Source organism: Mesorhizobium sp. M1A.T.Ca.IN.004.03.1.1 (assembly GCF_003997555.1).
Classification (GTDB): Bacteria; Pseudomonadota; Alphaproteobacteria; order Rhizobiales; family Rhizobiaceae; genus Mesorhizobium.
The window spans coordinates 1-244 of the sequence record NZ_RZTV01000885.1 but is presented as its reverse complement, the minus strand read 5'-3'; the positions used below and the strand labels follow the sequence as shown (position 1 = coordinate 244).

The 244-nt window shown below is 63.5% G+C and carries 1 protein-coding gene; it reads right to left on the bottom strand.

All coding sequences use genetic code 11. From position 1 onward, the window contains the following. Positions 1 to 50: 50 nt before the first annotated feature. On the bottom strand, positions 51 to 244 hold a 194-nt coding region (locus EOD29_RS36405), incomplete at its 5' end, for a hypothetical protein (RefSeq protein WP_164764063.1).

Here is a 244-nt window from a genome sequence, read left to right as displayed (position 1 = left end):
GAGTTGATGGCCGATCGCGTCGGCCGCAGCAACGTCATTACCCTGGGCTATCAGTCGACCAATCCGGCTCTCGCCACGGCCATCAACTCGGTCTGCAGCTTGAGGACCGCATAGTCGTGACGCGCGGCGGTGATCATTGCCTGGCGTGTCGCTTCGTCGACGTTCTGGATTCCCGGAATGTCATCCGTGCCGGAGCCGCCGCGAAAATAGGCGACCGCGCCGCGCAGGAAACCGATACCCTGGG